The organism is Streptomyces sp. NPDC056734 (assembly GCF_042790455.1).
In the GTDB taxonomy this organism is placed as follows: domain Bacteria; phylum Actinomycetota; class Actinomycetes; order Streptomycetales; family Streptomycetaceae; genus Streptomyces.
Map to the genome: position 1 here is coordinate 248,352 of NZ_JBHTZD010000005.1, position 25,291 is coordinate 273,642.

Genomic DNA, 25,291 nt, shown 5'->3' on the forward strand with positions numbered 1-25,291 from the left:
CGCGGGTGGCTCAGGGCTTCTGCCCGGCACCGGCCCCGGCAGCCCCCGCGGCCGCCGCGGCCCCCTGCCCCGGCTCCCCGCTCCCCTGCCCCACATTCTGCGTCGCGCTGGCCCCCGTGCCGATGGCCTGGTTGCCGATGATGCTCATGCCGCCCTGCTGGATGAGGCCCTGGTTGAGGATGGTCTGCTGCTGGCTGCGGAAGTCGGTGATGTCGTAGCCGCGGGCGTCGAGGAACGCGCGGATCGCGGCGAGGGTGTGGCGCTGGACGGTGGAGACGATGCGGGCGGCGTCCACGACCTGGAAGTAGTTCTGGTAGTTCGGGCTCAGACCCAGCTCGCGGATGCTGACGCGGGCGCCGAAGTCGAAGACCGGGTCCTCTTCCAGCGCGGTCAGTTCGTCCAGCATCCGGCGGTTGTGCCGGGTTTCGAAGCGGGCGTGGCGCAGGGCGGCGAGGGGCGCGCGGTACAGGACGCGGGCGGTGCGGGCGACGGCCGCGAGCAGCAGCCCGCGTTCACCGGCCTTGCCGAGCGGTCCGCGCAGCCGGTCCACGACGTGGTAGTCCGCGGCGACGGGGCCAAGGACATGGTTGTCGCAGTGCAGATGGAGGGTGCGTCCGGCGGTGGAGAAGTGCAGGAACACACTCGGTACGACGTCCCCGCCCCACAGCGGCACATGCACCGCCAGATAGTGCCGGACCGTGCCGGTCGGGTGGAGCATGATCTCCTCGACCGCCTCGGGGGTGAGCCGGGCGGCCGGGGCGAGCTGGCTCGACAGGATGAACCGGCTGTCATCGCCGATGCTCGTACCGCTGGCGAAGATCCGGTCCTCGATGCTGAGGGACCGGAGACTCTCCCCGTCGTCCGGCACCGGCCCGTCCACCGGTCCATCCACCGGCCCATCCACCGGCCCATCCGCCGGGTCGCCGCGCCGCGCGACGGACCGCAGATGTTCCCGTACGTGATCGACGAGTTCCGTGACGGTGAAGGGCCGGGGCCCGTCGGCGGCAGTGCCGGTGTCGAGGGGCTCGTCGGCGGGCAGCAGCGGGACGGCGAGGGACCAGGTGGAGCGGGTCGGCGAGTAGCCCATGAACGGGGAGTAGCCGCTGTAGACGGTGACATTGCCGTCCCGTGCCTCCCGCAGGGCGGCCAGCCGGCTCGCGATCCAGGGGTCCGGCGGGACCGGCGGGAGCGGCAGCCGGTAGAAGCGCTCCCGGGTCATGGTCTCGCGCAGCTTGCGGTCGGTCTCGATGTCATGGCGTACGACGGTGGCGTACGCGTACGCCGTGGCCGCCAGGGAGATCAGCACCGCCGGAAGCCCGCCGCCGTAGCCGCCGAGCAGCCAGCCGGGGAAGCCGGGCAGGGAGAGCCGGCCCAGGCCGAGGCCGATCAGGAAGGCGCCGAGCACCACGGCGGCGGCCTGGAGCGCGGCGGCGACCAGGACCCGGCCGCCGGGCTGATGGCTGCCACGGGTGGCGAGACTGGGCCGGGAGCGGCCCGCGGCGCCGGTGACGGCCAGGAACACGGCGGGCAGCAGCGCCCACAGGGGTGCGCAGACGGCGACGACGCCGAGGGCGGCGGCCAGCCGCAGATCACGGTGGTACCGGATCTCCTTGGCGGCCAGACAATGATGGGCCACCGCCACCAGGTCGACATCGGGCGAGGGCGCCGCGGCACCGGCCTCATCGGCGACCACGTCCTCCACCACCCGGTCGGCGAAGTCCTCATCGACATGGGCGGCGGCGCACAGATACCGGGTGACATCGCCCGGCGTCCGCCCGACCGGCATGTGCACCTGCGGAGTCGTCATACCGGGGGTTCCCTTCAGGCGGCGGAACGGGCGGGGTGCGGGGGTGGCGGTGGTGGTGGCGAATCCCTGCGCGGCGGGCCCGGTCAACCCGGCCGACCCTGCCGGGGCGGGCCCACTCAGCCCCACCAAGCGGGCCCGCCCCGGCAGCCCCGCCGTGAGCAGCCCGAGCAGCACCCCGGCCAGCAGGGCGAAGTCGAGGGCCGGGCCGCGCATATAGCCGCTCAGCGTGGTCCCGTCGTCGAGGATGGAGTCGTCCAGGAAGCGGGTGACGAGCAGCCAGCGCACCCCGGCGGCGAGTTGGGAGGCGATCAGCGCGGCGGCGAAGGACCGCATCCACCCGGGGACGCCCCGGCCGACGAGCCGGGCGGCGAACAGCCCGAAGCCGAGGATCAGCACGGCCGCGCTGATGTCGGCGACGGCGAGCACGTCGGCCCCCCAGTACCTCTCGCTGGAGACGTCCCAGCTCACGGCGTACGTCGCATCCGCGAACCAGCGCAGGATCTCGTTGTCGTAGTGGTCGCCGTGGACGAACTCCATGACGGGTTCGCTCACCCATGGGCTGCCGAGCACGACGAAGAAGACACACAGCAGAACGATCCGCCTGCGCACCGACACGAGCGTTCCCCCCTCGCCGTTCCCCGGCCCCAGTGCCGTCACCCTAGGCCCATCCCCGGTAACCGCAACCGCGAATCCGGTCAACTACCGTGCGGGAAGGGAAAGTTGCCGCCCCCTGCCTCCCTGGTCGCCTCCCTCGTCCCCTCCTCGTCACCACGCCCGCCCCACCCCGCCAACACCCCCGTGACCACCAGCGACCCCCCGGCCATCACCGAGATCGCCACCCCCGGCGAGGTCAGCTGCGCCACCGCCCCCGCCACCGCCGCCCCGACCCCCTGCATGGTCAGCATCCCCGCCGAGTGCAGGCCGAGGACGTGACCCGCGTGGGTGTCCGGGGTCAGGGACATCAGCCGTTCCTGCTGGACCAGGCTCGCCCCGAACCCCACCGAGGCGAGGGCGGTGAGGACCGCCGCCAGGGGCAGGGGCGGGTGGAGGGCGAAGAGGAGGTACGGGGCCGCGAGGAGGACCAGGAGGGGGTGCCCCAGGCGGCGTCTGCGCGGCGGCGGCACGAGACGGCCCACCGTGACGTCCCCGACGAGCATCCCCAGTGCCGCGCACGCGAAGAGGGTTCCGGCGGCGGTGGGGTCGTACGGCACGAAGAGCGACTCGCAGCCGACCACCAGGCCGTTCGGGATCCACAGGGCCAGCAGGATCAGGCGGCGCGGGCGGGAGGAGAACAGCAGGGCGTTCGTGCGCCAGGTCACCGACGGGGACGGGCGGCCATGGGCGCGGGGTGGGCGCCGCGTCAGGCCCGCTCCGGTCATCAGGGCCGAGGCGGTGTAGAGGAGGGCGGCGAGGACCAGGGCCGTGCGGGGGGACAGTACGGCCAGCAGGGCGCCGCCGGTCGCGAAGCCCACGATCTGCGCCAGGCCGCTCGTCATATTGAGGACGGAGCGGCCCAGGAGGTAGCCGTCCTTCGGCAGGATCTCGTTCAGCAGACCCCAGCGGACGCCGCCGCCCACCGACGCGATCAGGCCCTGGAGGAAGATCAGGGCGAAGACCGGCCAGAGGGGGAGGCCGGGCGCCGCCAGGACCGCCGTGCCGGTCTCGAAGGCGGCGAAGGACAGCGAGAGGGCCGTCAGGGCCGCCCTCGGCGGCAGCCGGTCCGCCGCCGACAGCAGGAACGTCGCCCCCACCACCTGGGCCAGCGAGGGACCGAACATGCTCACCGCCGACAGCAGCGGTGACCCCGTCGCCCGGTACACCAGCGTGGCGAGCGCCAGACCCGCCACCGTCTGGGCCGCGATCTGGGTCCCCGAGGCCAGGAACAGCGGCGTGAATTCCGGCGTGCGGAAGAGTGCCCGGTAACTACGCATGAAGGGGAGTCTCCGGCGCCCGGAAAGGCCCTCGGTAACGTTTCGCGCCTACGCGAAAGGTGGTGACCCGGCGTGGGGCTGGTGGCGGGCCGGCACGTTCCGCCCCTCTCTTCAGAGGTGATGGCCCAATGCGGGGTGGAGGCGGGCCGGCACGTTCCGCACCCTCGTCAGAGGTGATGGCCCGATGCGGGCTGGTGGCGGGCCGGCACGTTCCGCACCCTCGTCAGAGGTGATGGCCCGATGCGGGGCGGTGGCGGGCCGGCACGTTCCGCACCCTCGTCAGAGGTGATGGCCGGTCTGGGCTGGTGGCGGGTCACCACCTTCCGCACCCTCGTCAACGGAGGTGACCCGGCATGGGCTGGTGGCAGGTCAACGCGGACACGCTCGCCCGCAGCCGCTTCCTGCTCTCCCCGCTCGCCGAGACCTTCGCGGCCCTCAAGGTGCTGCACGCGGGTGCCGGTGCCCACCCCGGCGAGACGGCCTGGCTGCGCGCCCACCTGCCCGCCTACCGCGCCCGGCTCGCCGCCGACCCGGTCACCGCCCTGCTGGTGCGCTCGGGTCTGGGCCGGGACTGGATCGCCGACTTCCTCACCCCCACCCCGAGGGACGGCGAGAGCTTCGAGGCGGCCCTCGCCCGGGTCCGCGCCGCACCCCCGGACGCCGCCCGCGCCCAGGTGCGCCGCTCGCTGGCGGCCCCGCTCCCGCCCGCCCTCGACCGCGACGACCTCCCCGACCGCGCGGCCCGCCTCCTGACCCACGTCTGGGAGGACGCCGTACGTCCCTCCTGGCCCCGGCGCCGGCGCGTCCTGGAGGCCGATGTCATCGCCCGTACCGCGCAGGTCAGCCGGGGCGGCTGGGCCACGGTGCTGGACGCCCTGCGGCCCGGCACCCGCTGGCTCGGCGAGAGCCGCCTCCAGGTCAATGCACACGAGTACCCGCCCCGCGAGATCTCCGGCGCACAGCTCCTGCTGGTCCCGGTCACCCCGCAGACCGGCTGGGTCGCCTGGGAGGAACCGGACTCCTACGCCCTCGTCTACCCCTGCGCCGGTGTGCTGGCCGACGGCCCGGACCGGGTTCCGGCGCCGGCCGCCCTCGGTGCCCTCCTCGGTCCCGCCCGCGCGCGTGCCCTCGGCCTGCTGGCCACCCCGCTGACCACCACCCAGCTCACCGCCCTGACCGGGCAGAGCCTCGGGTCCGTAGGCCGCCATCTGCGCGTCCTGCTCGACGCCGGGCTGATCGAGCGCCGCCCGGCCGGGCGGTCCGTGTACTACGAACGGACGGCGGCGGGCCAGGTCCTCCTTGACGCCGCTGCTGGCCGGACCCCCTGAATCCGCCGCACCGGACCCCCCGGAACCGCCATGAGCGGGGCGCCTACGATTCCCCCATGACGGCACACTCCGTACTAGACGTCGAGATCAACTCCCTCAACGGCACCCCGGCCGACCTTTCCCGGTACACGGGCGGCCCCGTCCTCATCGTCAATGTCGCCTCCAAGTGCGGCCTCACCCCGCAGTACGCCGGTCTGGAGCGCCTCCAGCAGCGGTACGCGGACCGCGGTCTGACCGTGCTCGGCGTGCCCTGCAACCAGTTCGCGGGCCAGGAGCCCGGCAGCGCCGAGGAGATCGCCGAGTTCTGCTCCGCGACGTACGGCGTGAGCTTTCCCCTGACCGAGAAGGTGGACGTCAACGGCGACGGGCGCCACCCGCTCTACCAGCGCCTCACCGGCTTCGCCGACGCCGAGGGGCACAGCGGCGACATCCGCTGGAACTTCGAGAAGTTCCTGGTCGCCCGGGACGGCGGCGTCGTGGCCCGGTTCGCCCCGCAGACCGACCCCGAGTCCCCCGAGGTGACCGCCGCGGTGGAGGCCCAGCTGGGCTGATCTGGCCCCCGCGCCGGGGCACAAGCCGAGCCCCCTCGGCAAGGACGGCGGGCTGGTCGAGAGGGCTCTGTTGGTGGTGCTTGTTGAGTTGTGGTGGATCAGGAAGGTCAGGAAGGATCAGCGAGAATCAGGGAGGAGGATCGGGAAGATCCCTCCCTCACGCCTTCACGCCTTCATACCTTCACGCCTTGATCGAGGTCACGAACGCGTTCCACGTGTCCGTGGGGAAGGCCAGGATGGGACCGTCTTGGACCTTGGAGTCCCGGACGGCCATCGCCGGCAGGACAGGGGACTTGATCTCGACGCACGCGCCATTGCCCTGGGAGTAGGACGACTTGATCCAGGTGTCCGTCGCGCCCTGTGTGATTGCCATTTTCGCTCCGGTAAGCAGTTGCTGAGTTGCTGTCACCGTGCGGCACACGGTTTACGCCAACGTTGTTGCTTGATGGCGTGATCGACGCTACTCGCCAACGCTGCTGAACGGAGCGGCCATTCACTCGACCGGGGGGCATATTCCAGTGGAGACTTCCCTCTCCACTAGGCCACCCTGTAGAGTGCCCCGCCGCACATTCACGGGGCACAATCCAGGCGCCTTTGTCAGGTGTCAGGGCTTTCCGGCGTAGTCCTTCGCCGTGTCGGAGATGAATTGGCGGCTCTGCTCGACATTCAGCGCCTGCGCCCGCAGATGCTCGTACATCACGCTGTACTTTCCGACGTCCTGCGGCTTCTCCAGATAAAGATCACTGGTGACGCCCTCGATGTAGACCACGCTGGAGTCGGCCGCGTCGGGGAATTCGAGGATCGCGTACTGACCGCTGACACCCGGGTGGGCGCCCATCGAGAACGGGATCACCTGCACGGTGACATGCGGAAGATGGGACATCTCCAGCAGATGTTCCAACTGCTCGATCATCACCTGCTTGTTGCCCACCTCGCGGCGCAGCGCCGCCTCGTCCAGCACCGCCCACAGGCGCAGCGGGTTCTCGGCGGCAGAAATACGTTCCTGCCGGCGCAGCCGGACCTGTACCCGCTTGTCGATGTCCGCCGAGGCCGCCTCCGGCAGCGCGCCGACGATCAGGGACTCGGCGTATCCGCGGGTCTGGAGCAGGCCGGGAATGACCTGCGGGTCGTACACGCGCAGGCTCGCGGCGTCGGTCTCCAGACCGATGTAGACGCTGTACGGGATATCGCCGAAGGAATGCCACCAGCCCTGCTGACGGGAGTCCTTGGCCATCTGCATCAGCGAGTCGACGATCCGGACGTCCTCGACCTCATAGACCCCGCACAGATCGCGGACGTCACGCTGGCTGATGCTGCGCCGCCCGTTCTCCAGGCGGCTGATCTTCGACTGGGACACCAGCAGTCGCTCGGCGACCTCCTCGGCCGTCATGCCCTTCAGCTCACGGAGCCGGCGCAACTCCTGGCCCAGCCGACGTCGCCTGACGGTGGGATTGACATTGGACGCCACGGGACGTGCACCTCCGGCTGCGTGCCTGAAATTAACTGCAACTATGCGTATCTGCTGTTGAGCAGACTGCCATCAAGGTGCTTACTACCGCTGGGAAACGGCGGATATGCAGCGAGGACACACCGGTTCACGCCTCTGTGCCTCCGCACGCCCCCTGGTCGCCCCTGGAAACCTGAACAACTCAACACCTGGAAACACGGCCGAGCGGGGCGGCGAGGCCACGAAGGTCTCACCACCCCGCTCGAACCAGCGGCTCCCGAACCGGGTCTAGGGGCATACGGTCGTGCCGGCACGACCGTTCGTGCCGGTTTGTCGCCGCGCGTGCCGGTGTTCCTGGCGCGTGTGCTGCCGTGACTGCGGCTCAGTGAGCCACGGCACGTGCCATGGAACCCCGGTGCGGCTGCGCCGGAACCCCGCGAGCGGGTTCCGCCGCGGGCCTGCCCGCCGGGGCCGGACGCGCGGCCGTCGCCGGGTTGCGGCGTGGCTGTGCTCCCACACCGTTCTGGACGTCCATCACCGCGTGCGCGACGAGGCCGCCCATGGGGTCGTGCCTGATCAGATCCCGTAGCCGGGATCGAGAGGAACGCCCCTCGTTGCCCGGGTACAGGTGCTTGCCGAGCCCGACCGCGTGCGCCAGGGCGGCGAGCGCCGCGGTCCGCGGGTCCGGCGGTACGCCGGTGCGGATCGCGGAGTCCAGCCGGGTTCTGATCTCCCGGCTGATGTCGGTGTCCGTCGCCTGGTAGCGAGTCGTCGGCAGCACCCCGCACATCTGGCCCGCCACGGCATGCACCATGCCGCACCGCTCCAGATGCGAGAGATACGTCTGGCGAAGCCCCAGTCGTGGCCCGCCGATCCAGTGGACGGCACGCACCGGAGCGCCACGCCTGCGCAGCAGCTCCAACGCGCTGTCCAGAGTCGGATCTCCTGTCGGCCGTGGTGCCACCACGGCGATACGATCCCCATCTGGGGCTATCCGTCCGGCCAGCGCCAGCTCCACTAGCTGCGCTCCGGCCAGACCGAGGTCGAGCGACTGCGGCTGTGCGGTGGTACCCGTGGTCGGGTCCAGCGCCAGCAGCAGAAGCTCTTCCGGAATTGTTCTGCGGCTCCTGCCCATCCATGCCTCCCCGCGTGGATGAGTGACAGGGTGACTCCTCTCACATTGGTCTGTCGAGGGTGCGTGACCGGTTCGTAGTGGAACCGATAGGTATGTCGTTCTCGTCTACCGCAGGGGCCAGGCCCCCACACAGGACACTGGTACATGGTTCGGACAGCGCGCGGAAGCGTGTGGCGCACGGAGGAGGCATCGGTGGCGGGCGAGTCCCCCGACAGGTCGAAGCAGCGCGAGTCGTCGGCAGAACCGACGTCGGGGACCGGGGGACCGGTTCCCGATCCCCGCGACCCACGCCTCGCCGTCTCCCGAGACCCGGCCGAACCCAACGGCACGACGGACTCCGCGACCCGGATCCTCACGGTCCCGCCCCTCGACGACCCCGCCCGCCTCCGAGAGGCAGTGGCGACCTGGGTGACCCCCGGGGACGGGGCCCCGGACGACACGGCGACGGATACCGATACCGAGGCGGCGGATCCCGAGGCGGCGGATGACTCCGGCGAGCGCCGGGGCGGGGAGCGCTCCGGACGGACGTCCGGGGAGGAGGGCGAGCCGGGGGGCTCGGGCCGGGGGGCGGATGGTGACATCGCCGGCTCCGGCCAGGGCGAGGATGGCGGCACCGGCGGCTCCGGCCGGGCGGGGCACAGTGGCCTCAGCGGCTCCGGCGCTGCGGGAGACGGGGACGCGGGCGTGGGTGGCTCCGGTCAGACGGTGACCGGGGGCGGCGGCGCGGGTGACTCCGGCCTGGGCGAGGACGGATCCGGCCCGGCGGCGACGGGGAGTAGCCGCACAGGCCGCTCCAGCCAGGGCGAGAACGGGTCCGGCCCGGCGGCGACGGGGAGCAGCGGCACAGGCCGCTCCAGCCAGGGCGAGAACGGGTCCGGCCCGGCGACCGGAGGCGGCGGGGACGCGGGCCGCTCCAGCCCGGGTGCGGGCGAGTCCGGCCCGGAGGTGGCCGGAGACCAGAGCGCGAGCGGCTCCAGCGAGGGTGAGGGCCGGGGTACGGACGGGTCCGGCAACGCGGTGGGCGCCGGGAGCGCGTCCGGCTCCGCGCAGGTGTCGGAGGCCGCCGGGACGGCCCGCGAGGACGTGGGCGGTGCGACGCAGGTTCTGAGGACCGCCGGGACGGCGAACCGTTTCGACAGGGCGCCGGGGACGATAGCGACCCCGGCGGACACCACCGGCACACCCGGAAGCGCGGGAGCGCCCGAGAAGGCGGCTGACGCCACCGGAGGCTCCGGAGCGCCCCGAGCCCCCCGAACGGCCTCTGCGGGCGCCCAGGAGGCCCCTGAGGGCGCTCTGGGGGCCCCCGAGGGCGCCTCGACGGAGGTAAAGACTCCGGAGACTCCGGACGACGAGAAGCCTGCCGGGGAGACGACCGCGCCCGCCTCGGTCCGGGAGACCCGCGCGGCAGCGGCCGAACGGGACGCGGAGCCCGGGGCGGACGGGGACACCGGGTCAGAGGCCGGGCGGCGCGACGCGCCGGGAGCCGAACCGGTGCGGGACGCCACACCTGGGGCCGGGAAGCCGACCGGGACTGCCTCCGGGCCCGCCCCCCAGGCTGAAGCCGGGCGGCGCGACGCACCAGGAACCGAACCGGCGCGGGACGCCACACCCGAGGCCGGGAAGCCGACCGGGACTGCCCCCGAGCCCGACGTCGAGGCGGAAGCCGGGCGGCGCGCGACGCCGGAACCCGAGCCGGTACGGGACGGGAAGCCCGCCGGACCTGCCCCCGAGCCCACCACCGAGGCGGAAGCCGCGCACCGCACGACGCCGGGAACCGAACCGGTACGGGACACCACCCCCGGCGCCGGAAAGCCCGCCGGAGCCACCTCCAAGCCCACCACCGACGCACCCGCACCCGCCGACGGCGACCGCCCCCCGCAGGGGCCACCCGCACCCGTCGACGAGACCCGCACGGGTGGTGCGGGTGGGAACACGGCAAGGGCCGAAGGCGAAGCCGAGGCCCGCGCCGCAACCCGGGACGGCGGCGAAGCCGAGCACCGCACCGGCCGCGTCGATCACCCCACGACCACCCTCAAACTCCCCCCCGAGTCCGAAGCGGAACGCACCAGCAGGTTCATCGCGCTCAAGCCCCTGGACGCACCCCCCCGCGCCGAGCGGACGACCGCGCTGCCCCGCGTCGAGCCGGACCGCACGACGCAGCAGCCGCTGCCGCCGAGGCCCCCGCTGGACCTGCTGGCGGAGCTGACGAACACCCCGCCCCCCGCGGCGACCCCGCTGCGGACGGTGGTCCGGCGGGTCAAGATCTGGACCCCCCTGGTCCTGCTCCTGCTCGTGGTGTTTGCGATCGTGCAGACCGTACGCCCGCTCCCCGCCCCGTCGCTGGAACTGACCGCGCAGGACAGTCACACCTTCGAGGGCGAGAAGGCCGACATCCCCTGGCCCGCCGACGGCCAGGCCGCTCTCGATGTCCAGGGCATCGGCTCGTTCGGCTCGTCCGGTGAGCAGGAGCCCATGCCGATCGCCAGTGTCGCCAAGGTCATGACGGCGTACGTCATCCTGCGTGACCACCCGCTCAAGAGTGGCGAGGAGGGCCCGATGATCGACATCGATCAGCGCGCCGAGGACGAGTCGGACGCCGGGCAGGAGTCCACGGTCGATGTCACCGCCGGTGACCAGATCTCCGAGCGCGAGGCGGTGGAGAGCATCCTGATCGCGTCGGCGAACAACGTGGCCCGGCTGCTGGCCCGCTGGGACGCGACCTCGGACCAGGCGTTCGTGGACAAGATGAACGCCGCCGCCGCGGACCTCGGCATGACCGACACCACGTACACCGACCCCTCGGGGCTGAACGACACGACGGTCTCCACGGCCGTGGACCAGGTGAAGCTGGCGAAGGCCGCGATGGAGCAGCCCGCCTTCCGCGAGGTCGCCGCGATGATGTCGTACGACGACTACAAGGGTGTCAATCACTCCAACTGGAACCAGCTCGTCGGCTACAACGACGTCGTCGGGATCAAGACCGGCACCACCACCTCCGCGCTCGGCAATCTGGTCTTCGCGGCGACGAAGGACATCGGCGGCGAGACCCGGACCATCGTCGGCGCGGTGGTGCGCCAGCCGGCGGGCGGCTCGGACAACACGATCCTCCAGGGCGCGCTGTCCGCCGGTGACCAGCTCATGCGGGCCGCGCAGGCGGCGCTGACCGCGGAGACGATTCTGAAGAAGGGCGATGTCGTCGGGTATGTCGACGACGGTCTCGGCGGCCGTACGCCGGTCGTCGTCACCCGTGATGTCACCGCGGTGGGCTGGGCCGGGCTCGAGGTGAAGGTGTCCTTCGCGCCCAAGGAACTGCCGCGTACCGCGAAGGCCGGTACCGAGGTCGGTTCACTGACCGTCGGTGACGGCAGTGGTGGCGCGGTCGCGGTGCCCGTCGCGCTCCAGCGGGACCTGGTCGAGCCGGGCTGGGCGGACCGGCTCACCCGCATCGGCTGACCCGCACCGCCGTTCCCGTGGACCTCACCCCGTCGGCGGGCCCCCACCCCGGGGCCCACCGGCGGGGTCTCTGCTAGCGTCGCGAATCGGGACAGGTCGGCGGTCGCGGCAACGGCGCTGTGGCGCGGGGACGAACGAGGCGCGGCCGGGAGCAGAAGACGGGACACGGGGAGTGCCTCAGGTGGCCACAGCGGAGCCGACACGCGCCGACGGCGGCACGAGTGATACGGGTGAGGAGACGGCCGGAGGGACCGGTACCGGTGCGGACCCCTCGGCCCGGCCGCGAATAGGGCGTTTCGCCGCGGTCCTCCCCTCCGGGGGCGGCGACAAGAGCCCCCGTCCCCGGCTCGCCGCCCTGCGGGAGCGGCTGCTGAAGCATCCGGTCCTGTTCTCCACCGTCCTCGCCGGTGTCCTGCACGTCGTCTGGTTCTTCACGTTCGCCAGCAGCGGCGGCGATCTCGCGGCTCAGGACGCGTGGGCGGAGTTCGCCGGGCGGTATCCGGACTCGGCGTACAACCTCGCCTGGTACGGCGGGATGCATCCGGTGTCGTACAGCGCGGTGTCGCCGTATCTGATGTCGGTGCTCGGGGTGCGGACCACGATGATGATCGCCGGGACGGTCTCGGCGGCGCTGCTCGCGCTGGTCCTGGTGCGGGTCAGGGCGGTGCGCAATCCGCTGTGGGCGTCGCTGGCCGGGGTGTTCGCGCTGCTGTGCAACGCGGCGTCGGGGCGGGTGACGTTCGGGCTCGGCATGATGTTCGCGCTGGGCGCGGTCGCGGCGGTGTTCTGCTGGCCGTACCGCTGGCGCCGCAAGCGCTGGGTGAAGGCGCTGGTCGCGGCGCCGCTGGCCGCGCTGGCGACCCTGTCCTCGCCGGTCGCGGGGCTGTTCGTGGGGCTGGTGGCGGCGGCGCTGTTCCTCCAGAAGCGGCGGCCGGGCGCCTATGTGCTGGGGCTGCCGCCGGTCGCGGTGGTGGCGGTGTCGGCGTGGGCGTTCCCGTTCTCCGGCACCCAGCCGATGTCGTTCGCCTCGGGGATCCTGCCGTTCCTCTTCGCCGGGATCGTGTATTTCGCGGTGCCGCCCGCCTGGCAGACCGTACGGATCACGTCGGCCGTGTACGCGCTGTCGGTGCTGCTGGTGTGGCTGGTCAGTTCGCAGATCGGGTCGAACATCACGCGGCTGCCGATGCTGTTCGCGGGGGTGGCCCTGGCGGCGGCGGTGCCGTTCACGGTGCCGCGCTCGCGCAAGTGGTACGCGCTGGTCGTCGCGGCGACCGGGTTCACGGTGTGGATCGGCGTGAAGACGGTCGAGGACGTCGTGCACACCACCCCGGCCGCGTCCTGGGCGCGGGAGCTGGCGCCGCTGGTGAACGAGCTCCAGGAGGTCGGCGCCGAGAAGGGCCGGGTCGAGGTGGTCCCGGCCCGCTCGCACCGCGAGGCGTCCGCGCTGGCCCCGTACGTGAACCTGGCCCGGGGCTGGAACCGGCAGGCCGACATGGAGCTCAACCCGCTCTTCTACGACGACACCCTGAACTCGGCGAACTATCAGGAGTGGCTCAAGCGCTGGTCCGTGCACTACGTGGTGCTGCCCAAGGACGAGCCGGACGGCGACGGCGCGGAGCGGGAGCGGGAGCTGTTGCAGCGCGGGCAGCCGTATCTGACGCAGATCTGGGGCGACGCCAACTGGCAGCTGTTCGAGGTGAGCGATCCGGTGCCGCTGGCCGATCCGCCGGCCACCGTGGAGCGGGCCGGGCAGGACGGCTGGACGATCGAGGTGAGCCGGCCGGGCGAGGTGCTGGTGCGGGTGCCGTACTCGCCGTGGCTGGGGCTGGTGGACGCCGACGGCAAGGGTGTGGAGCCGCCGCAGGAGACGGAGGCGTCCAAGAACCGGCCGGAGGGCACACCGAAGACGTACGACAACGTCAACGGCTGTGTGATGGAGGCGGCCGAGGACGCGAACGGCGACAAGTGGACGGTACTGCTGGCCCCGGAGGCCGGGACGTACCGGCTGGGCGCCCCCTACCAGCTGCCGCGCGGCACCCAGTGCCCGGAGGAGCTGCGGGAGGGCGTGGCCCTGGGCCCGGACGTGCAGTGACCGGTGCCCTTCTTTTCTGTGTCTTTTCTTTGGCCGGTGTCCCGGTAGCGGCCCGGAAGGCGGAGGGCTGGGCGGTCAGCGGCCAAGGACCGGGCGGTCAGGCGCCCCGTGGGTAGCGGGTCAGCCAGGCCGGGGCCGCGCCTGTGGGGCCGTGGAGGGAGGGGCCCTGGGTCATCTCCATGGCGAAGTCGTCGGCCAGTTCCAGGAGGGTGGGGCGGCCCTCCAGTTCGGCCAGCCAGGCCGGGGGGAGGGCCGTTTCGCCGTGCAGGGCGCCCAGGAGGCCGCCGGTGAGGGCGGCCGTCGCGGCCGAGGGGCCGTCCTGGTTGGTGGCCAGGCGCAGGCTATGGCGTACGTCCTCGCCGACCAGCGCGCAGTACACCGCGGCGGACAGGGCTGAGTCGGCGGTGCCGTCCCCGGTCAGCTCGGTCACCCGGGCCGGGGTCGGGATGCCCTGGCGTACCGCGCCAAGGGCCAGTTGCAGGGCGGCCGAGACCGGCTGGTGGCCGGGACGGGCGGACAGCAGGGACAGCGCCCGCTGCACCGCACCGTCCAGGCTGTCGCCCCTGGCCAGCGTGTGCACGACCACCGCGTACGCGCCCGCCGCGAGGTACGCCACCGGGTCGCCGTGGGTCTGGGCCGCGCACTCCACCGCCAGCTGGACCACCAACTGGGGCTCCCAGCCGACCAGCAGACCGAAGGGCGCCGAGCGGGCCGCCGCCTCGGGGCCCGTCGCGGCCGGGTTCTTCGGCGCCTCCAGGGTGCCCATCGTCTCGTCGCCCAGGCCCAGCAGCAGGGCACGGGTCGGGTCGCGGCGGGCGTACAGCCACTCCTCGCGGGCCAGCCAGCCGTCCTCCGCGCGGCGCTCGTCCGGGCCCCAGTCGCGCTGGGTGGCCGCCCAGCGGAGGTAGGCGCGGTGCAGGTCCGTGGGCGGGTGCCAGGCGCCGGTGTCGCGGCGGACCTGGGCGCGTATCAGACCGTCCACGCTGAAGAGGGTGAGCTGGGTCAGATGGGTCACCGCGCCCCGGCGGCCGTAGGCGGGGGCCAGATCGGTCACGCCCTCGGCCCCGTACGCGGCACGGATCCCGTCCAGTGCGAGCCGGTCCACGGGTGCCCCCAGCGCGTCACCGACGGCCACGCCGAGCAGGGTGCCACGCACCCGGCTGCGGAAGTCCTGCTGCTCGGCACGGCCCCACACGGCACCGGACATCGGGCCGGAGGCCGGACCGGCAGCCTGAGCGTTGGCCCGACCGGAGGCCGGACCGGACGCCGATCCGGTCCTGGTGCCGGGCGCGGCACCCGTCGTCGTATCCACCCAGACCCCCTTCGCCCCGACCGTCCCGGCTACGACAGCTCAGCACTGTATTCGACGGGCAAGGGTCGGATCAGGGGTCGGAACGCTATGCGGAGAGTGAGTGTTCGGTCACGATCGCGCAGTGTTTGCGGGGGTGCGTACGGGAACCGGCGGGGCGTACGCGGGGCGCGGACGGAGGGGATGTGGAGGGATGTGGAAGAGGGTGTGGAGGGGGTGTCACGGGTGTGCCATCGCCCGGCGCTGGAAAGATCCGTGACATGACCACTTCCACCCCCCAGTCCCCTTCCGCGTCCGGTTCCGCGTCCGGTTCCGCTTCCGGTTCCTCCTCCGGTGCCGCTTCCGATGCACTCTCCGGTTCACCCTCCGGGTTCCCCGGGCTCGCGCTCGCCGCGCTGCTGCTCACCGGCACTCTCGCCCTCTACACCGCCTTCGTCGCCTTCGGGAACATCACCGACTTCGGGACGAACCAGCAGTTCGTACGGCATGTGCTGGCCATGGACACCACCTTCGGGGACGAGGACCTGAGGTGGCGGGCCATCACCAGCAGGGGGGTGCAGGACGCCGCCTATGTCGCGATCGTCGTCTGGGAGAGCGTCGCCGCGCTGGTGCTGATCGCCGGGACCTGGTTCTGGGCGCGGCGCGACACCGTACGGGCCCGGCGCTGGTCCACCTACGGGCTGCTGATGCTGATGCTGCTGTTCGGGGCCGGGTTCATCGCGATCGGCGGGGAGTGGTTCGCCATGTGGCAGTCCGAGGACTGGAACGGGCTGGACGCGGCGACCCGGGTGTTCCTGATGAGCGGGGTCGTGCTGCTGGTCAACCAGTTGCCGGCCGCTACTCGACGACGGTGACCGTCGTCCCCGCCGTGCCGAAGGTCCACAGCGCCGCGCTGTCCGCCGACTTCATCCGGATACCGCCGGTCTGCGCGCCCGCGGCGGCCGGCGGGGGCGAGGAGCCGTCCAGCGCGCTGGAGAAGCCGATGTTCACCCCGGACTTGGCGGCGAAGTACACGATGTTCTCGATCTCCACGCCGTCGGAGCCGGTGGTCGCCTCATTGCGGTCACCGACCGTGTAGCTGCCCGGGTCGGGGTCGACCGTGCCCGGCCAGACGGTGAAGGTACGGCGGGTCGCGTCACTGGCGTCGACCAGCCAGACGCGGCGGTCGCCGAGCGCGTACACGATCCGCCGTCCGCTGCCGGAGCCGTCCGGCACCCGCACGGAGGCCGGTTCGCTCGGGCCCGGCGTCGCGCTCGCACTCGCGGACGCGGAGGGGCTGGGCCCGCTCGCGGCGGCGACGGGACGGGGCCCCTGACCTGCCTGGACGGCCAGCGCCCCGACGGCCACGACAGCGCCCGTGGTCAGCCCGGCGATCCAGATCCACGAGGGCAGCCGACGAGCAGACACGGCACCCAACTCCTCAGTCTCCGGCGGACTCCGGCCCTGGACACCCCGTACGCCTTCGACGTCTCGGACATCTCCGACGGCACCAGGGTCGGATCATCGTACTGTGCGTGACGGATGCCCCCGGACGTCATGATCCCGGTCTCCCGCCCCGTCCGCCGTCCCCGCCCCATCCGCCGTCCTCACCCCGTCCGCCGTCCTCACCCCGTCCCCCGTGACGCCCGCCACATCGTGTGCTCCCTGCTGATCGCGTCCTCCGCGTCGGCCACCTCCTGGGGCCAGGTGGCCTCGCCGGCGTGGGACAGCCGGCCCTGGATGACGCTCAGTTCGGTGGCGGCGAAGGTGTAGGCGCGGCCGATGGTCTCGTACTGGCGGACCGCGAACCAGGCCGAGCCCGCGCCCAGGACGGCGGCCAGCACCCCGGCGAGGTCGAAGTCGTAGACGCCGACGAGCCGGAGCACGGCGGCGGTGAGGCCGAGGCCCTCCACGCCGATCAGCAGCAGCCGCCAGCGCCGGGCGGCGACCACATTGGCCCTGGCCTTGGTGGAGTACCAGTGCAGCTGGTCGCCTATCCGGCCCCGGAGATAGATCCGTTTGCGCTCGGCGAAGGGCAGCACCCGCAGCGCGTTCATCTCCTCGGTGACGGCGATGGAGCCGACCGGCGCCAGACTGGTCGGCGGCGCCTCGCGCAGCAGGGTCTCCAGACGGCGGTGGAAGCGCTGGTGGGCCGCCTCCAGCGGCAGATCCCCGGGGAAGGGGTCGCCGCCGACCGCGTACCGCCAGGACAGGGTCTTCGTGGACTCGGCCAGCGCGCGGCCGTCGTACCACGCCTGCTCGGGCCGTTCGGTGAGCTGCCAGATCTCCACGCAGACGGTCGCGACGAAGACCAGGACCAGCGCGATGACCGCGGTGCGGGAGCCGAGCGCGCCGCACACCGCCGCCCCGACCGCGAGCAGCAGCCGCCACTTGGTGCCGCTGATGTAGCGCCGCTGCCCCGTCAGCGACGCCCGGTCCGAGGACCGGAACACCACCGGCATCCCCTCGTCGCGCAGTCCCTCGGTACTCATCCGTGCCCCCGTCCCGGCACCGCGCGGACCGCTCCCCTCACTCCGGGGGCTCCGCACGGTAATCAACTGGCCCTTTCTACCCGGTTGTTGGCGTTCCATGGGCGGGAACGGTGAGCAACAATGGCGTGGACATCGATCGAACGGGGGGCTCCTTCGGTGCGCTACAACGCGTTCATCTCGTACAGCCACGGCGCCGACAGCCGCAAGGCGCACCAGCTCAGAGGGGCGCTGCACGACTTCGCCCGGCCCTGGAACCGGCTGCGCGCGCTGCGGGTGTTCCTCGACAATTCGGTGCTGTCGGCCGACCCGTCGGGGCTGTGGCCCATCCTGGAGCGGTCGCTGGAGGAGTCGGACTTCTTCCTGCTGCTGGCGTCCCCGGGCTCGGCCCGCTCGGAGTGGGTGGGCCAGGAGATCATCTGGTGGCGGGGCGGGCCCCGGCCGCGTCAGCTGATCGTCGTGGTGACCGGCGGCGAGGTGGCCTGGGACCATGCCGCGGGCGACTTCGACTGGGAGCGCAGCACCTGCCTCAACGAGGCGCTGCGCGGCCACTTCACCGAGGAGCCGCGCTGGGTCGACCTGCGCTGGATGGGCGAGGACCACTCCGGCGACCTGCGCGACGCCCGCTTCCAGGCGGCGGTGGCCGATCTCGCCGCGCCGCTGCACCGCCGCGCCAAGGACGAGCTGATCGGCGAGGACATCACCCAGCGCCGCCGCCTGAGGCGCTTTCGCCGGGGCATGACCGCCGGGGTCACCGCACTGGCCGTCCTCGCCGCCGTCGCCGCGGTGTTCGCCTTCGTCCAGCGGGACACGGCCCGTGACCAGGCCCGGCTCGCCACCGCCCGCCAGCTCGCCGCGCAGGCCCTGAACCTCAGCGGCGACAATCTGGAGGTCGCCTCGCTGCTGGCGCTCCAGGCGTACGAGCTGGAGCGGGACGACCCGGAGACGCGCTCGGCGCTGTACCGGCTGGCCACGTACAGCCCCCGGCTGGTGCGGTACGTGCGCGCCGATGACCCGGTGACGGCGGTGGCGCTGACCGCCGAGCCGCGCTATGTCGCCGTGGGCACGTCCGGTGGGGCGGTGGAGGTGTGGACGTCGGACGGTTCGCGCAAGGTGCGCACGATCGAGGTGCCGGGCACGGTCGACCGGCTGGCCTTCAGCGACGACGGGCAGGCGCTCGCGGTGTCGACCGTCTCGGGGCGGGTGGTGGTCCAGGGGCTGGGGGACGGGGGTGAGCGGCGGGAGCTGGCGGGCGGTGACAGGCGGTTGCACGGGCTGGCCTTCCAGCCCTTCGAGCAGCGGCTCGTCACCATCGACTCCGCCGGCGCCCTGAGGTTCTACGAGGACACCGGGGACGAGCCGGTGGAGACCGTGGACACCGGCATCGGCGGCAGCGTGGGGCTCAGCTTTCTCGACGTGGGCAGCAAGGTGTTCGTGGTCACCCCGGTGGGCTGGACCGTGTACGCCGCGGACGGCGAGGGGATGGCCGAGTACGCCTCGTCCGACCAGATCCTCTACCCGTTCAACGACTGGCTCTCGGCGGCCTCGCCGACCGGCCTCTGCTTCGGCTTCGTCAAGCACAGCGAGGTCGACCTGTACTCGCCCGCCGAGCTGATCCAGGGTGAGCTGGAGACACCGGAAGGGGAGCCGGTGGACACCGTGCCCGCGCAGCGGGCCTGCGGGGAGCGTCCCGGGATGCTCGACAAGGAGGCGCAGATCCTCGCCGTCTCCGACGGCGGCCGGGCCGCCGTGGGCACCAGTGACGGGCTGGTGGTGAGCACCCCGATGACCGAGGAGGGCAGGGGGTCGCTGGAGACCCTGACCGGCGTCGAGGCGCCGGACGCGCTGGCCTTCTCCCCCGGGGACGGCGACCGGCTGGCCTCGGCCGACGGCCGTACCGTCGCCCTGTGGAATCTGACCGCGCCCGGCCCCTCGGCGGGCGTGCCCGGCGTGGACGTACCGGACGCGACGATGATGGCGACCCAGCACCCGCTGACCGTGGGCCCGGACGGCAGCCTCGCCTGGAGCCACGACCCCGACGAGGACACGTCCGCCACGCTGGAGGCATGGTCGCCCGGCTCCCCGGGGGACCGGACCCTGACCGGCCCCGAGGCGGGGTCGTGGTACGAGTCCATGGCCTACGACGCCGAGGGCCGCACGCTCCACACCGCCGCCTTCGGGACGCTGGAGACCTGGGACGTCTCCTCGGCGGGCCTGACCCTGAAGCACACCGTGACGCTCCCGCGGACCGGCGACGACTACAGCGGGCGGGCGGAGATCGCCGCCCGGGCGGACGGCAAGGTCGCGGTGGTACCGAACGACGGCTCGGTCGTGCTGGTCGACCCCGGGACCGGGGAGACGTCCACCCTGGCCGATGGCCGTACGGCCCGGCTCACCGCCCAGCAGCGGGAGGAGTACGAGACGGCCGCGTACGCGCGGGCGCTCGGTGAGCGGGGCGGGCTGGCCGCGGTGGAGGACGAGGAGGGACGCGTGGACGTGTACGAACTGCCCTCCGGGCGCCGCACGTTCCGCCTGAACGTCGGCGCGTCCGGCAGCCGGGCGGCGGTGTCGGAGGGGCGGATGCGCACCCCGGCGCTCGCCGGTTCCGCGGTGCAGGGGCTGTACCTCGCCGAGGACGACCGTGCCCTGTACGCCGTCGTCGGTGACATCCTCCAGCGCTGGGACCTGCGTACCGGCAAGCTTCTCTGGCGCTCCGAGGGGGCCGACAGCCTCATGATCACGGCCGACCCGGCCGGGCGCTGGGTGGCGAGCCTGGCCTCCGACGGCACGGTGTGGCTGTGGGACGCCCGCACCGGGGGGCGGATGGGGAGCGTCCAGCTGCCGCTGGTGTTCACGCTCGACGGGATCACGTCGACGGGCCGGCACAGCTCGATCGCCTTCGCCCCCGATGGCGCGCGCCTGTGGTCGATCAGTGAGGGCGGCGCGCTGCTGTCCTGGGACACCACGGTGGAGGGCTGGCTCAAGAGCGTGTGCGACCGGGTGGGCCGCCCCCTGACGGAGGCGGAACGCACCCGGTACCTCACCTCGGTCTCCGACGGCCCGAGGCCGTGTTCCTAGTCTTCTTAGTGTTCTTGGCGTTCTTAGCCCCCATGTCCGCTGCTTCCGCTAGTCCAGGACCGGCAGCAGTGCCGGAAGGTGGCCGTCGGAATCGCGGGCGGCCCGCTGCCGTTCCTCCGGTACCTCGCCGTACAGGGTGGTGCGGGGGCGGGACGGGCGGCCCGCGGCCTCGGCGACGGCGATCAGGTCCTTGACCGACTTGTAGGAGCCGTAGGAGGAGCCCGCCATCCGGGAGATGGTCTCCTCCATGAGCGTGCCGCCCAGGTCGTTGGCGCCGGAGCGGAGCATCTCGGCGGCGCCGTCCGTGCCCAGTTTCACCCAGCTGGTCTGGATGTTGGGGATCCAGGGGTGGAGCAGGAGACGGGCCATGGCGGTCACCGCGCGGTTGTCGCGCAGGGTGGGGCCGGGGCGGGCGATCCCGGCGAGGTAGACGGGCGCGTTGGTGTGGATGAAGGGGAGGGTGACGAACTCCGTGAAGCCGCCGGTGCGCTGCTGGATGCCGGCCAGGGTGCGCAGATGGCCGAGCCAGTGCCGGGGCTGGTCGACATGGCCGTACATCATGGTGGACGAGGAGCGCAGGCCCAGTTCGTGGGCCGTGGTGATGACCTCGATCCAGGTGGCGGCGGGGAGCTTGCCCTTGGTGAGGATCCACCGGACCTCGTCGTCGAGGATCTCCGCCGCCGTGCCGGGGATCGAGTCGAGGCCGGACTCCTTGGCGGCGGTGAGCCACTCGCGGAGGGACAGGCCGGTGCGGGTGGCGCCGTTGACGACCTCCATGGGCGAGAAGGCGTGGACGTGCATGCCGGGCACGCGCTCCTTGACCGCCTTCGCGATGTCGAAGTAGGCGGTGCCGGGCAGGTCGGGGTGGATGCCGCCCTGCATGCACACCTCGACCGCGCCCAGGTCCCACGCCTGCTCGGCGCGGTCGGCGACCTGGTCCAGGGAGAGGGTGTAGGCGTCGGCGTCGGTGCGGCGCTGGGCGAAGGCGCAGAAACGGCAGCCGGTGTAGCAGACGTTGGTGAAGTTGATGTTGCGGGTGACGATGTACGTCACCTCGTCGCCGACCGCCGCTTTGCGCACGTCGTCGGCGACCGCGCACAGCGCGTCCAGCGCCGGGCCGTCGGCGTGCAGCAGGGCGAGCGCCTCGTCGTCGGTGAGCCTGGTGGGGTCGTCGGCGGCGGTGGCGAGGGCGGAGCGTACGTCGGTGTCGATGCGGGAGGGGACCATGCCGGGGGCGGCGGCCTCGCGCAGGGCGCCCCAGTCGCCGTAGACGACGTCGAAGTCCTCGCGGCGGTCGCCGGTGCGGCCCTCGGTGTCGATGGTGGTGTGCAGATCGGTGCGGCCGGTGGCGGTGAAGACCTCGTCGGGCTCCTGCCAGGGGTGGCCCTCGACGGTCGCGTCCGGGCGGGCGAGTCCCGTGGCCGGGTCGGCGAGGGCGGCCACGTGGGGGCGCAGCCGGGGGTCCAGCCAGGGTTCGCCGCGGGTGACGAACTCGGGGTAGACGCAGAGACGTTCCCGCAGGGTGAAACCGGCGGCCTCGGACCGCTCGGCGAGTTCCTCGATCTGCGGCCAGGGGCGCTCGGGGTTGACATGGTCGATGGTGAGCGGGGAGACCCCGCCCCAGTCGTCGATACCGGCGCCGATGAGCCGCTCGTACTCGGCGTCGACGAGGTTCGGCGGCGCCTGGATGCAGCCACCGGGGCCCATGATGTGCCGGGCGACGGCGATGGTGGCGACGAGTTCGTCGAGTTCCGCGTCCGGCATGCCGCGCATCGCGGTGTCGGGCTTGGCGCGGAAGTTCTGGATGATCAGTTCCTGGATGCCGTGGTAGGTCCGGGCGACCTTGCGCAGCGCGAACAGTGACTCGGCGCGCTCCTCGTAGGTCTCGCCGATGCCGATGAGGAGCCCGGAGGTGAAGGGGACGGAGGACCGCCCCGCGTCCTCCAGGACCCGTAGCCGTACGGCGGGTTCCTTGTCCGGGGAGCCGTGGTGCGGGCCGCCGGGCTCGGACCACAGCCGGGTCGCGGTGGTCTCCAGCATCATGCCCATGGAGGGCGCGACGGGCTTGAGCCGCTGGAAGTCGGTCCAGCTCATGACGCCCGGGTTGAGGTGGGGCAGCAGCCCGGTCTCCTCCAGGATCCGGATGGAGATCGCCCGCACATAGGCGATGGTGTCGTCATAGCCGTGCGCGTCCAGCCACTCGCGCGCCTCCGGCCAGCGGTCCTCCGGCTTGTCGCCGAGGGTGATGAGGGCTTCCTTGCAGCCGAGGGCCGCGCCCTTGCGGGCGATGTCCAGCACCTCGTCCGGCGACATGAACATCCCGTGCCCGGCGCGGCGCAGCTTGCCCGGGACGGTGACGAAGGTGCAGTAGTGGCAGGTGTCGCGGCAGAGCCGGGTGAGGGGGATGAAGACGCTCTTCGAGTACGTGATGACGCCGGGGCGGCCATGCGCTTCGAGCCCCGCGTCCCGGACCCGGGCGGCGGACGCGGTGAGATCGTCCAGGGCGGCGCCGCGGGCCTGGAGCAGCGTCGCCGCCTCCGCGGTGTCGAGGGCGACGCCGTCACGGGCACGTTTGAGGGCGCGACGCAGGGAGTTCTCGGTGGGTCCGGGTCCGGGGGTCGCGGGTGTCGTCATCCTTCGAGGATACGAGTGGGCTTCGGCGGGGTGGGTGGGGTGCGGGTGGAGGGGGTGCGGGGGTGGAGGGGGTGCGGGGGTGGAGGGGGTGCGGGGGTGGAGGGGGTGCGGGGTCGTTGCCGCCAACCTTCTGGGCCGGGCACTCGGGGCCAGTGGGTGCGCGGGGCAGCCGTGGCGCCTGGCGAACTTCACGAGACCGGCGAAGCCTTCACGGGTCGGGTGGCTTCCTTGTGGGCGAGGGCCGTTTCCTCCCTCGAAGTGGACGCCGTGACGTGGGCGGTCGTCTTCCAGGACGGCGGACGATGGATGGTCCGGCAGGGCGGCGCGGCGCGGCTGTGGGACGAGATCACCGAGCGGGTCACGCAGTGGCAGGCGGACGGGCGCCCGTCTACCGACCGTATGCGGCTGCATGTCGGCCCCGACGGGCAACGCCTCACCTGGGCGAGCCCTTCTTGAGTTTGCTCGGGGGCGGTTGACGAGATCCCGGCGATCTTCTTGATCGGTCGGGGTCTTTGTCGTTTCCGGGGTCTGTTCGAGACTGTTCGGGGTGGTGTGGATGGGGCGGCGGGCGTCGAGTAAGTCCGTGCCGCTGTCCCCCTTGTCCGTGTCGCAGGCATCACGGCCGGCCCCGGGGTGCCGGGGCTGCCTGCGGTTCACCGGCCCTCTTGAGAGGGCGCCCAGTCGGCTGTCAGCATCGGTCTGTGGCTCGCGGGTGCCCGGTCCCGGCGAAGGTGATCCAGCAGGTGTCCCGGAGAGTGTCGAGGAGGTACCAGATGCGGCCACCGCCGGTCACCTCGATCTGCCACTGCGCGCAGATCTGCCCGCGGTGGGTGCCGTGCGCCAGACCGCCCTTGAGCCGGTGGTGGCGGGGAGTCTCGATGGCCGGTCCGGGGGCGGTGCGCATGGTGATCCAGGCGCGGTAGGTGTTCTCACGGGCCTGCTGGGCGAGGCTCTCCCAGCCCTTGGCCGAGGCCGCGTCGGCGAAGCGGACCTCCCAGTGGCCGTCGGGTGCCGGGGGCGCGGCGCGGTCGCCGCGGCCTGCGGTCATGCGACGTCACGAGGGTCTGGTACCGGGCCGTGGTCCTCGCCGTGGTCCTGGGTCAGCGCGGCCAGCAGTTCGGGGTCGGAGTAGACCTCGGCGGTGTGCTGCCAGGCGATGAGAAGTTGAGCGATGGAGGCGCTGTTGCCGAGTGAGTCGGCGGCACGCATGGTGTCGACCAGTTCGACGGCGAAGGCGTGGAGATCGGGCTCGGGCAGGAAACGGACCCAGGGGAAGGCGTCCGGCAGTATGTCGAGGAGCAGTTCCATACTGCCGGGCTCCCGGCGTGCCATCGCCGCCAGCATCCGGGTGGCCGCCGACACCACCGTCTGGTCCTGCTCGGCCCGTGCGGCGGTGGTGAGGACCAGATCCTCGCCGTCTCTGCGGCGCAGGAGCAGTCTCGGCGATTCCTGGAGCCGGGCGAGGGTCTGTTTGTTCTTGTTCACGAGCTCGGAGAAGTTCACGGCCGCGTTCTCGGTACCCATGACTTTGAAACTACTTCGAAACTCACCTCGGCGCCATCACCCGGAAGAGGAGTGCCAGGACGGCGGACCGCTCACGTGCCCGTTACGAGTGGCCGAGCGGCGGCGTCCCTTTCCGGTCCTCCGGCGGCTGGGAAACGATCTTCAGAGCCTTGGGGCGGGCGTAAGCGTCAGGCCGGTGTCACGTACGGAGGCCCCCGCTCCGGCGACGGGGCGGAAGCGCTGGGGTACGTGGGTTACGGGCGGAACTCGTCGGCGCTGACGCCTCGGACGAATCCGGCCCAGTCCTCGCACGCAAACACCAGGACCGGACCGGCGAGGCTCTTGCTGTCACGGGCAGCGACCGCGCCCGGCAGGCCCGCGACCTCCACGCATTCGCCTTCGCCGCTGCTGTAGCTGCTCTTGATCCAGCGGGCAGTGCCGAAAGAGTCGGGAGTGCTCATGCTGTCTCCAGTTGTCGAGTCTGCTCGTGCCTTGTCTTGGCGAACCGGTGATTCGCGGGAGCGCTGGGGTGCGTGGGCTACGGGCGGAACCCAT

The 25,291-nt window shown here is 72.3% G+C and carries 19 protein-coding genes; 7 read left to right on the plus strand and 12 right to left on the minus strand.

Features of this window, described 5'->3' with window-relative positions:
* Positions 1 to 10: 10 nt before the first annotated feature.
* A complete protein-coding gene (locus ACFRFC_RS09500; protein WP_382684397.1) occupies positions 11 to 2,422 on the minus strand; it encodes a hypothetical protein in 2,412 nt (803 codons plus the stop codon).
* An 80-nt stretch (positions 2,423 to 2,502) separates the two neighbouring features.
* On the minus strand, positions 2,503 to 3,738 hold the full coding sequence (locus ACFRFC_RS09505; RefSeq protein WP_382684394.1) for an MFS transporter: 1,236 nt from the start codon (positions 3,736 to 3,738) through the stop codon (positions 2,503 to 2,505).
* A gap of 353 nt (positions 3,739 to 4,091) precedes the next feature.
* On the opposite strand from ACFRFC_RS09505, the gene ACFRFC_RS09510 reads away from it, so the two are divergent.
* Positions 4,092 to 5,066 carry a winged helix-turn-helix domain-containing protein gene (locus tag ACFRFC_RS09510; RefSeq protein WP_382684392.1) on the plus strand — a complete coding sequence of 325 codons (975 nt, stop codon included), beginning with the start codon at positions 4,092 to 4,094 and terminating at the stop codon, positions 5,064 to 5,066.
* Positions 5,067 to 5,122: 56 nt separating this feature from the next.
* Positions 5,123 to 5,617: a glutathione peroxidase gene (locus ACFRFC_RS09515; protein WP_382684389.1), complete on the plus strand. Its 495-nt coding sequence runs from the start codon at positions 5,123 to 5,125 to the stop codon at positions 5,615 to 5,617.
* 181 nt (positions 5,618 to 5,798) lie between these two features.
* On the opposite strand, the gene ACFRFC_RS09520 is transcribed toward ACFRFC_RS09515, so the two are convergent.
* The 3 genes from ACFRFC_RS09520 to ACFRFC_RS09530 form a co-directional block, all read right to left on the minus strand.
* Positions 5,799 to 5,990, minus strand: coding sequence for a DUF397 domain-containing protein (locus tag ACFRFC_RS09520; RefSeq protein WP_382684387.1), 192 nt, complete (start codon positions 5,988 to 5,990; stop codon positions 5,799 to 5,801).
* Positions 5,991 to 6,221: 231 nt separating this feature from the next.
* On the minus strand, positions 6,222 to 7,085 hold the full coding sequence (locus ACFRFC_RS09525) for a helix-turn-helix domain-containing protein (protein ID WP_382684384.1): 864 nt from the start codon (positions 7,083 to 7,085) through the stop codon (positions 6,222 to 6,224).
* A 361-nt stretch (positions 7,086 to 7,446) separates the two neighbouring features.
* Entirely contained in the window at positions 7,447 to 8,199 is a 753-nt protein-coding gene (locus ACFRFC_RS09530) for a GPP34 family phosphoprotein (RefSeq protein ID WP_382684381.1), read from the minus strand.
* Positions 8,200 to 8,391: 192 nt separating this feature from the next.
* Between ACFRFC_RS09530 and ACFRFC_RS09535 the strand changes: the two genes are divergently transcribed.
* A complete protein-coding gene (locus tag ACFRFC_RS09535) occupies positions 8,392 to 11,652 on the plus strand; it encodes a D-alanyl-D-alanine carboxypeptidase (protein WP_382684378.1) in 3,261 nt (1,086 codons plus the stop codon).
* A 181-nt stretch (positions 11,653 to 11,833) separates the two neighbouring features.
* Positions 11,834 to 13,744, plus strand: coding sequence for an MFS transporter (locus tag ACFRFC_RS09540; protein ID WP_382684375.1), 1,911 nt, complete (start codon positions 11,834 to 11,836; stop codon positions 13,742 to 13,744).
* 97 nt (positions 13,745 to 13,841) lie between these two features.
* Here ACFRFC_RS09540 and ACFRFC_RS09545 read toward each other — a convergent pair whose 3' ends face one another.
* A complete protein-coding gene (locus ACFRFC_RS09545; protein WP_382684506.1) occupies positions 13,842 to 14,951 on the minus strand; it encodes an ADP-ribosylglycohydrolase family protein in 1,110 nt (369 codons plus the stop codon).
* A gap of 362 nt (positions 14,952 to 15,313) precedes the next feature.
* Here ACFRFC_RS09545 and ACFRFC_RS09550 point away from each other — a divergent pair, with 362 nt between their 5' ends.
* Positions 15,314 to 15,907 (plus strand): DUF2165 domain-containing protein, encoded by a 594-nt coding sequence (locus ACFRFC_RS09550; RefSeq protein WP_382684372.1) that lies wholly within the window; start codon positions 15,314 to 15,316, stop codon positions 15,905 to 15,907.
* On the opposite strand, the gene ACFRFC_RS09555 is transcribed toward ACFRFC_RS09550, so the two are convergent.
* Together ACFRFC_RS09555 and ACFRFC_RS09560 are read right to left on the minus strand one after the other, a co-directional pair.
* Entirely contained in the window at positions 15,891 to 16,460 is a 570-nt protein-coding gene (locus ACFRFC_RS09555; RefSeq protein WP_382684370.1) for a hypothetical protein, read from the minus strand. The two genes, ACFRFC_RS09550 and ACFRFC_RS09555, sit on opposite strands and share 17 nt — an antisense overlap.
* Before the next feature lie 197 nt (positions 16,461 to 16,657).
* Positions 16,658 to 17,524 carry a DUF4231 domain-containing protein gene (locus ACFRFC_RS09560; protein WP_382684367.1) on the minus strand — a complete coding sequence of 289 codons (867 nt, stop codon included), beginning with the start codon at positions 17,522 to 17,524 and terminating at the stop codon, positions 16,658 to 16,660.
* 120 nt (positions 17,525 to 17,644) lie between these two features.
* On the opposite strand from ACFRFC_RS09560, the gene ACFRFC_RS09565 reads away from it, so the two are divergent.
* Positions 17,645 to 20,599: a hypothetical protein gene (locus tag ACFRFC_RS09565; protein WP_382684364.1), complete on the plus strand. Its 2,955-nt coding sequence runs from the start codon at positions 17,645 to 17,647 to the stop codon at positions 20,597 to 20,599.
* Positions 20,600 to 20,647: 48 nt separating this feature from the next.
* Here ACFRFC_RS09565 and ACFRFC_RS09570 read toward each other — a convergent pair whose 3' ends face one another.
* Positions 20,648 to 23,233, minus strand: coding sequence for a bifunctional FO biosynthesis protein CofGH (locus ACFRFC_RS09570; protein WP_382684361.1), 2,586 nt, complete (start codon positions 23,231 to 23,233; stop codon positions 20,648 to 20,650).
* Between the two features lie 258 nt (positions 23,234 to 23,491).
* On the opposite strand from ACFRFC_RS09570, the gene ACFRFC_RS09575 reads away from it, so the two are divergent.
* Positions 23,492 to 23,689: a hypothetical protein gene (locus tag ACFRFC_RS09575; protein ID WP_382684359.1), complete on the plus strand. Its 198-nt coding sequence runs from the start codon at positions 23,492 to 23,494 to the stop codon at positions 23,687 to 23,689.
* A 232-nt stretch (positions 23,690 to 23,921) separates the two neighbouring features.
* Here ACFRFC_RS09575 and ACFRFC_RS09580 read toward each other — a convergent pair whose 3' ends face one another.
* The 3 genes from ACFRFC_RS09580 to ACFRFC_RS09590 form a co-directional block, all read right to left on the minus strand.
* Entirely contained in the window at positions 23,922 to 24,281 is a 360-nt protein-coding gene (locus tag ACFRFC_RS09580) for a hypothetical protein (protein ID WP_382684356.1), read from the minus strand.
* A complete protein-coding gene (locus ACFRFC_RS09585) occupies positions 24,278 to 24,757 on the minus strand; it encodes a hypothetical protein (RefSeq protein ID WP_382684353.1) in 480 nt (159 codons plus the stop codon). Before ACFRFC_RS09585 ends, ACFRFC_RS09580 begins: the two co-directional genes overlap by 4 nt.
* A gap of 233 nt (positions 24,758 to 24,990) precedes the next feature.
* Entirely contained in the window at positions 24,991 to 25,197 is a 207-nt protein-coding gene (locus ACFRFC_RS09590) for a DUF397 domain-containing protein (protein ID WP_382684350.1), read from the minus strand.
* Positions 25,198 to 25,291: the final 94 nt, after the last annotated feature.

Excerpts from the sequence above, each read along its gene's own strand:
- ACFRFC_RS09580 (WP_382684356.1), bottom strand. The coding sequence starts at position 24,281 with ATGACCGCAGGCCGCGGCGACCGCGCCGCGCCCCCGGCACCCGACGGC.
- ACFRFC_RS09585 (WP_382684353.1), bottom strand. The coding sequence starts at position 24,757 with ATGGGTACCGAGAACGCGGCCGTGAACTTCTCCGAGCTCGTGAACAAG.
- ACFRFC_RS09515 (WP_382684389.1), top strand. The coding sequence starts at position 5,123 with ATGACGGCACACTCCGTACTAGACGTCGAGATCAACTCCCTCAACGGC.
- ACFRFC_RS09565 (WP_382684364.1), top strand. The coding sequence starts at position 17,645 with ATGGCGTGGACATCGATCGAACGGGGGGCTCCTTCGGTGCGCTACAAC.
- ACFRFC_RS09550 (WP_382684372.1), top strand. The coding sequence starts at position 15,314 with ATGACCACTTCCACCCCCCAGTCCCCTTCCGCGTCCGGTTCCGCGTCC.
- ACFRFC_RS09505 (WP_382684394.1), bottom strand. The coding sequence starts at position 3,738 with ATGCGTAGTTACCGGGCACTCTTCCGCACGCCGGAATTCACGCCGCTG.
- ACFRFC_RS09520 (WP_382684387.1), bottom strand. The coding sequence starts at position 5,990 with ATGGCAATCACACAGGGCGCGACGGACACCTGGATCAAGTCGTCCTAC.
- ACFRFC_RS09545 (WP_382684506.1), bottom strand. The coding sequence starts at position 14,951 with ATGTCCGGTGCCGTGTGGGGCCGTGCCGAGCAGCAGGACTTCCGCAGC.
- ACFRFC_RS09510 (WP_382684392.1), top strand. The coding sequence starts at position 4,092 with ATGGGCTGGTGGCAGGTCAACGCGGACACGCTCGCCCGCAGCCGCTTC.
- ACFRFC_RS09560 (WP_382684367.1), bottom strand. The coding sequence starts at position 17,524 with ATGAGTACCGAGGGACTGCGCGACGAGGGGATGCCGGTGGTGTTCCGG.
- ACFRFC_RS09590 (WP_382684350.1), bottom strand. The coding sequence starts at position 25,197 with ATGAGCACTCCCGACTCTTTCGGCACTGCCCGCTGGATCAAGAGCAGC.
- ACFRFC_RS09570 (WP_382684361.1), bottom strand. The coding sequence starts at position 23,233 with ATGACGACACCCGCGACCCCCGGACCCGGACCCACCGAGAACTCCCTG.
- ACFRFC_RS09530 (WP_382684381.1), bottom strand. The coding sequence starts at position 8,199 with ATGGGCAGGAGCCGCAGAACAATTCCGGAAGAGCTTCTGCTGCTGGCG.